The sequence below is a fragment of the Ruminococcus sp. genome, assembly GCF_017650195.1.
In the GTDB taxonomy this organism is placed as follows: domain Bacteria; phylum Bacillota; class Clostridia; order Oscillospirales; family Ruminococcaceae; genus Ruminococcus.
This window is the reverse complement of record NZ_JAGCFH010000015.1, coordinates 1-6913: the sequence shown is the minus strand read 5'-3', so window position 1 is coordinate 6913 and position 6913 is coordinate 1. Positions and strand designations below refer to the sequence as shown.

The window sequence follows — 6913 nt, the reverse complement described above, 5'->3', positions numbered from 1 at the left end:
TCTTGGCTTGACTCAAAAATATTTTTTCTCGAAGTGGCAAACTCGGGGATGTACAGATTCTGGGGCTGATGAATTATACATGATGCCGCAGTTTGTCTGCGGCATTTTTCTTGACAAAGCTGAGAAGCTGTGATATAATGTTAATAACAATTAACGAAAGAGGTGTGAGGATGAAAAGATAATTCACTTTTGAACACATGAATAATATTCTGACAGTGTGATGTTTACAGGCATACTGTCTTGTCATGTTGCCAAAAGTGGATTATGTTCTCATAACCTCTTTTTGCTTTTATATTTTCAGGATGGACGCTTTACAGGTGTGTCATCTGTTTTTTCGTGAGGTTATAAGTGCGTAATGGGTCCTTTTGGCAGCAAAGGGACCCTTTTCAGGTCCTCAGAAGGAGGAATGAATATGTCACAGATAAGAGTGAATTCCCTTACATTTGGTTATGAGGGAAGCGTGGACAATGTTTTTGAGAATGTATCGTTTTCAATAGATACTGCATGGAAGCTTGGTTTTATAGGAAGGAACGGAAAGGGAAAGACAACATTCCTTAATCTGCTCATGGGAAAGTATCAATACAGCGGTTCGATAGATGCTTCCGTGTGCTTTGAGTACTTTCCGTATCAGCTTACGGACGAACAGCTGATGCAACCTGCCTGCACTTTTATTGAGAATATAAAGCATGACTGCGAGGAGTGGCGCGTTATATGCGAGCTAAGTCAGCTAGATGAAACTGCGGAGCTACTTTACAGACCATTCGGCAAACTCAGCCACGGCGAGCGTACAAAGGTGCTGCTGGCTGTACTGTTTTCCGGAGAAAATGAGTTTCTTCTGATAGACGAGCCCACAAATCATCTTGACATGAATGCGCGTGAAGCTGTGAAAAGATATCTCGCTTCAAAGAGCGGATTCATACTTGTATCCCATGACCGTGATCTTCTTGATGCCTGCACGGATCATGTGCTCGTGCTCAACAGGAAGAGTATTGAGGTACAGAGCGGAAATTTTTCAAGCTGGTGGGAAAACAAACAACGCAAGGATCAGTTTTCACTTGCAGAGAATGAGAAGCATAAAAAGGAGATAAAAAAGCTGAGACAGGCTGCAAAGAGAACTTCGGACTGGGCTGACAAAAGCGAGCGTTCCAAGATAGGCTTTGATCCAATAAAGGAGAACGACAGGAGTATAAGTACCCGTTCATTCATAGGTGCGAAGACGAAGAAAATGCAAAGCAGAGTGAAGAATATTGAAAAGAGAATTGGTAGAGAGATAGAGGAGAAGGAGGGACTGCTCAGCGATATAGAGCGTACTCCTGAACTTAAGCTCGTTCAGCTCCTGCATCGTAGCAGCACTCTTGTAAATGTAAGAGAGCTCAGCCTATCCTATGATGGATTAAATAGGGACGTTGTTTCCGGAGTCAGCTTTGCTGTGAAAAGAGGAGACAGGATAGCTTTGAACGGCAGCAACGGCTGCGGAAAGTCTACGTTGATAAAGGTTGTGCTTGCAGGTGCCGGTGATACTGAAAGAGGAAAAGGCATCATACAAAGAGGACTGTGCGAAACGGTTTCAGGGCTTGTTATATCTTATGTGGATCAAGATACCTCAATGCTCAAAGGGGATATTTCCAGGTTGTGCATATCAAGAGGTATCGAGCTAAGTATGTTCTGTACCGTTCTCAGGCAGTTAAGCTTTGAGCGTTCACATTTTGAAAAGGATATCAGTGAACTTTCTGAGGGGCAGAAAAAGAAGATACTTATAGCTGCAAGTCTGCTCACACCTGCACATCTGTATGTATGGGACGAACCGCTAAACTATATCGATATTTATTCGCGTATGCAGATAGAAAAGCTGTTGCTTGAATACAAGCCATCCATGCTCTTTGTCGAGCATGATATGTGCTTCCGCGAGAAGATAGCAACAGATACTGTGGAACTGTGAAAAATATGAGTAAATGATATTCTATGCAGTTCTGGTCAATTACACAAACATCTGACTGAAAAAGGAAGATGCAGGATAATAAAAAGCCCATAAGGAAGTATGATCAATCATTGCTTTCTTATGGGCTTTATGTGTTATTTGTTTTTTTGTTTGCGGCTTATCCAGAATAAGCCTGCGGAAAAAAGCAGGACAGGCATTAAACTTAGTTTATCAGAGGTCTGAGGACTGCTGCTTTTTTTTATGGTAGTGACAGCCGCAGTATTTGTAGAAACAACTGCTGTAGTGCTTTTTTTCAGCTTGATTTCCTTCTTTTTCATGAAATCGGGAGTGTCAGCTCTAAGAAACTCGTATACGAGCTTATCACCGCTTTTGTAGATAAAGCTGTAATGAGCATCGGCTATACCAATGGTCGTTGAAAGATAGCCAGCGTGAGCGTAGGTGAAGTTCAGGGGAAGACTTTCTGTTTCCTTATATTCAGATTTCGTGGGAGAGATGAGTACATCGCCCTCTGTGAGTATGAACTCCTCTTCGCTGCGTGAATGGTCGTGACCGAAGAGGTAGATTATATTCATGCCGTATTTATCTGCGTAGGAATTTATAAGCTCTGCAATATCGTAGGAATGATCGATATTATATGCGTTTGCGCCTATCCAGCTGCCAACTGTGTAGCCGCTGAGGTTGACGCTCTGAGGTTGTACGCCGAGTACGTGAAGACCAGCGTGAGCTGAGAATACTATCAGCTCTCCGTGATAGTTCTTTGCCGTCTCGTTCAGAAAGCTCTCAATCTGATCCTTTATACAATCGTAATCCTGAACGGTAAGAGCACCGCTTCTTTTATTTATCGTGTCATAGTTTATACCGTAGACTATGATATTCTTTGCCGCTGTACAGTTGGTACCGTTTTCTGCGACTTCATCAGAGGATCCTCTGAATATAACTCCGCAGCCGTCTGAAAAGCCGTCGTCAGCTCCGAGACCGGCAGCTATGGACAGTTCTGATATAGCCTTGCTCGAATCGTGGTTGCCAGCTACGAAAACAGTATCAAGTCCTCCAAGGTATGGCTTAAGACGTGGTATATACCTGTCGAGCATTGTATCGTGATCCATTGTAGGACCGTTTATAAGGTCGCCTGTACAAACTACGAGCGACGGTATATAGCCACCCGTACGCTCAAGAACTCCCTCAATGGCTTTGCCTATGAGATCGTACTGTTCGTGTACATCGGAAAAGGTTATGAAGGAATCGGGAACTATGCCCTTTGTGATAACAAAGATCGCGTCTTGAGACCTTTCACGGTAATGGTGTTCCTCACCATCATGAGCTTCTACGATACAACTTACCCTATGTATACTTGCGGACTGGTCTGTAAGCTCATCGGCTGTAAAAGAAAGCTCTCCACCGGTTTGTTCCACTCCGTCCACGAACCATTTTACACTGTCCGTTACAATTGAATCGTTAATAAGTTCCAGCGAGAAAACAGGAGCTTGATAGCCGCTGCCCTCAATGACGAAACTCTCGGCACAGGGCTGTGTTTTTATGCAGCGAGCAAGCTCTTCGCCTGCAGTGTAAAGGCTTATCTGAGCGGCCATTGAAGGGTCGTCAGTACAGCCAAAGTGGATATCGTCCATTTCCGAATAGGTCAGATAGGTTATTTTTCCGTCGTCATTGTAGTAAAGGCGGCTTCCGTCGTAATTCCATGTCTGATCACCGGAGGTCCACCAGTTCTTTGTAAGATACAGGTCGCTGTCATAGCAGCAGAGCCGGTGAGTATCCGTGTAAAGCTCACTGCGGTGGAACGAGGTGCTTGTGACCATCTTGTCCTCTGCGTAGTGCCATATATATTCAGCGCTGATTTTGTCGTCAGCGGTGAGCATGACATCACTGCCGTCGGAACGTCTGACAGTGATGAGATAATTTCTGTCATTTTCAAGTTCTGTGGCCTTGAACCACTGCTGTCCGTCGTCGAGTGTTATGATACCGTTTTCGGAAGTATAGGGAAGAATTTCTGTAAAGTCCTCGGCTGCTGAGTATACGTAATTATCGTCAAGAACAAGGGTCAGTATAGATGATACTGCCGCAAGCAGGAGAGGAAACATGGTATGTTTATTAATAAATGTCACCTCCGTATAAAAATCGAAACAAAAGTATTATAACACCAAATCGCTTTTATGTCAAACAAGGGGAAGTTAGAGATATTTCCAGATAATAAAAAATACCCCGGAGAAGTTTTTGAAAACAGCTCCGGGGAACTTGTAATGTCATTTGTGTCTGCGTTCGGGATGACGGTCGTAATAATATTCCTTGTCGGCGTACATTCTTTCATCTGCAAGGCTCATGGTATTCCTGATGTCCTTCCTGCCTTCGTCGCAACAGTATCCCACGGCAAAGCTCACGCCATCAGAGTTATCGGCATAGCTGCGGAGCTTAGCGATCTTCTGTTCAAATTCCTCATCGCTCATGCCCGATACGAAAACAGTGAATTCGTCACCGCCTGCACGGTAGACATCCTGTCCGATAAAGGTATCCTGAAGGATAAGAGCGGCATTTTTCAGGAGAAGGTCGCCTGCTATGTGACCGCAACTGTCGTTAGTCTGTTTCAGACCGTTGAGGTCTGCAAAGACCACGCGGAGGTTTTCAGGATATTCTTCCTTACCTTCAACGAGAGCGTTAACGTAGTTGTTCATGGCGTTGCGGTTCTTGATACCTGTGAGAAGGTCGATAGTACTCATTATCTCGAGACGGTTGAGGAGCTGATAGTTCGCAATGGCATAGGCAATGAAATACGTTGTAGATTCAAGTATATCCTTAATCTTAAGAGCGTTTTCAACGTCGAAATCAGTCGCCCAGATGTAGCCCTTTGTCTCACCGCCGTAGTTGATTGGGAAAAGCACAAGAGTATTTACGTCATACTGCTTCAGAGACTCGTACCATACAGGGTTTTTGGATTTCAGGAACTCCATGTCCTTTTCATCCTTGATTATAAGACAGTCGCTTCCGTCAACTGTAGCTGGCCATGTTGAAACTATATCGAAGAATTCTCCTGTTATGATCTTATCTATCGAACCCTGCGGACCTTCTATAACATGGTTGTCACTCAGGAGCCTGCACATTCCGGCGCTGAAATCGGTGAGCAGGAGCACGCAGCGGTTGGCGTTGGTTATCTTTCTAATATGAGCAACGACATCGTCAATCGATGTCTGGAAATCAGAGCCGCTATAGAGCTTTATACAAGCCTGCAGTACATTTGAAGCAATCTCAAGTGAGGTGTTCGACATAAGCTCTGGATTCGGTTCACTGGAAGCTGTATATGTATAGGTGCAGTAGCCCATATTCTCGTCGTCACTCGTTACAGGCATGAAGAAGAGATTGAACCATATATCGAAGCGTTCGGGGTGTACATAGGCGTGAAGAACCTCTTTTTTTACCGCTGCTCTGTAGCAATAGTTCTCGAAATTCAGATCAAAGGGAAAGTACTTGGTGTAAAGGGAATTCGGAACAAATACTTTTTCCTTTGCAACATCAGACACGTCGTTGTTACGTTCTATCGAGTCGATATATGCTTTATTTCCGTCAACTATCCTAATGTCGCCATAGCTGCCGTCCGGTTTTTTTTCAACTGACATAATGCAGGTCACAGAATCACATCTGTCAAGATATTCGCGGAAATCCATATCTAAAATACCTCACTGTCCATTTATAGTCAAAACACAAATCGTGCGTTTTTGAAATTATAACATATTTAAAAATAACATTCAAGTGCTATTTTGTTAACTTTTTGTGCTGTAAAGTAATGAGAGGGCGGAAGTATACATAATGTCATTTTATCGCGACAGAGGAGTATTGTTATATTGCACAATCGGCGGAAGAATTTATTGTGTGTACGCACAAATTTATCTGTACAAATTGGAAGTTGTATTTACAAATTTAATATTTTGTGCTATCATGAAGAAAAATGCGATGCAGCATCGGTCATGGAGGGTATTATGGAAGACTATAAATATTTGACAATCGTTGAGTGGGCAAAGAACTATATTTCTTCAAAGGGGCTTAAGCCAAAGGACCGGTTCCTTACGGAAAAGGAGTTGTGCGAGATACACGGCGTGAGCAGACAGACCGTAAGACAGGCACTCATGTGCCTTGAAAACGATAATGTTATCAGCCGAGTAAGAGGAAGCGGAGCCTTCGTTTCATCTGGATTCGTACAGCCCTTATCCAATGTACAGACAAAAAATATTGGTGTTATATCTACTTATTTCACAGATTATATTTTCCCTCAGATCGTAACGGGTATCGAGAGTGTGCTTAATGATTCGGGCTTTTCGATGCAACTTGCAATTACTCATAATAAGGTGGCAGAGGAGCAGCAGGCTCTTCAGAGCATGATCTCCGGAGGCGTTCAGGGATTGATAGTAGAGCCCTCAAAAAGTGCTCTTCCTAATCCGAATATGGAGCTCTATGACGAGCTCAGGCGTAAAAATATACCAGTCGTATTCTTCAATGCAAAGTATCCGTGGTCCGATTATCCCTGCGTTGCTATGGACGACGAGGCTGCCGGAAGAGTCGCAGCTGATTATATATTTGACTGCGGTCACAGAAAGATAGCAGGTATATTCGCACTTGACGATATACAAGGGCACAAGAGGTACTGCGGCTTCACGAAAAGTTGCATAGCCCATGGACTGAGAAATGCGGAAGATAACGTTCTGTGGTTTGCCACATCTGACAAGAATTCCGTATTTACCTCAGGCAAGAACAGACTCCTTGAGCTTCTTGGTGAAACCACAGCTGTAGTGTGTTATAACGACAATATAGCTGTAAAGCTCCTGCAGTTCTGCAAGGAGCATGATATAAGTGTTCCGGGTGAATTGTCTGTAGTAGGTATTGATGATTCAAAATATGCTTCTATTTGTGATGTTCCGCTCACATCAGTTTCTCATCCCAAGCGCAGACTTGGTGAAGCTGTGGCTGAGAAGC

Annotated in this window: 4 protein-coding genes; 2 read left to right on the top strand and 2 right to left on the bottom strand. The window is 43.7% G+C overall.

The window, feature by feature from the left end:
- The first annotated feature begins 412 nt into the window (after positions 1-412).
- Positions 413-1939 (top strand): ribosomal protection-like ABC-F family protein, encoded by a 1527-nt coding sequence (abc-f, locus tag J6U00_RS00445; RefSeq protein WP_296577496.1) that lies wholly within the window; start codon positions 413-415, stop codon positions 1937-1939.
- Between the two features lie 134 nt (positions 1940-2073).
- Here abc-f and J6U00_RS00440 read toward each other — a convergent pair whose 3' ends face one another.
- Both J6U00_RS00440 and J6U00_RS00435 read right to left on the bottom strand, forming a co-directional pair.
- Positions 2074-4035, bottom strand: coding sequence for a metallophosphoesterase (locus J6U00_RS00440; RefSeq protein ID WP_296577494.1), 1962 nt, complete (start codon positions 4033-4035; stop codon positions 2074-2076).
- Positions 4036-4197: 162 nt separating this feature from the next.
- Positions 4198-5610, bottom strand: coding sequence for a sensor domain-containing diguanylate cyclase (locus tag J6U00_RS00435; protein WP_296577492.1), 1413 nt, complete (start codon positions 5608-5610; stop codon positions 4198-4200).
- A 312-nt stretch (positions 5611-5922) separates the two neighbouring features.
- On the opposite strand from J6U00_RS00435, the gene J6U00_RS00430 reads away from it, so the two are divergent.
- Positions 5923-6913, top strand: a 991-nt coding sequence (locus tag J6U00_RS00430) for a GntR family transcriptional regulator (protein ID WP_296577490.1), incomplete at its 3' end; no start/stop codon positions are given.

Bases quoted from the DNA above. Each gene is read 5' to 3' on its own strand.
- abc-f (WP_296577496.1), top strand. From the start codon at position 413: ATGTCACAGATAAGAGTGAATTCCCTTACATTTGGTTATGAGGGAAGC.
- J6U00_RS00440 (WP_296577494.1), bottom strand. From the start codon at position 4,035: ATGTTTCCTCTCCTGCTTGCGGCAGTATCATCTATACTGACCCTTGTT.
- J6U00_RS00435 (WP_296577492.1), bottom strand. From the start codon at position 5,610: ATGGATTTCCGCGAATATCTTGACAGATGTGATTCTGTGACCTGCATT.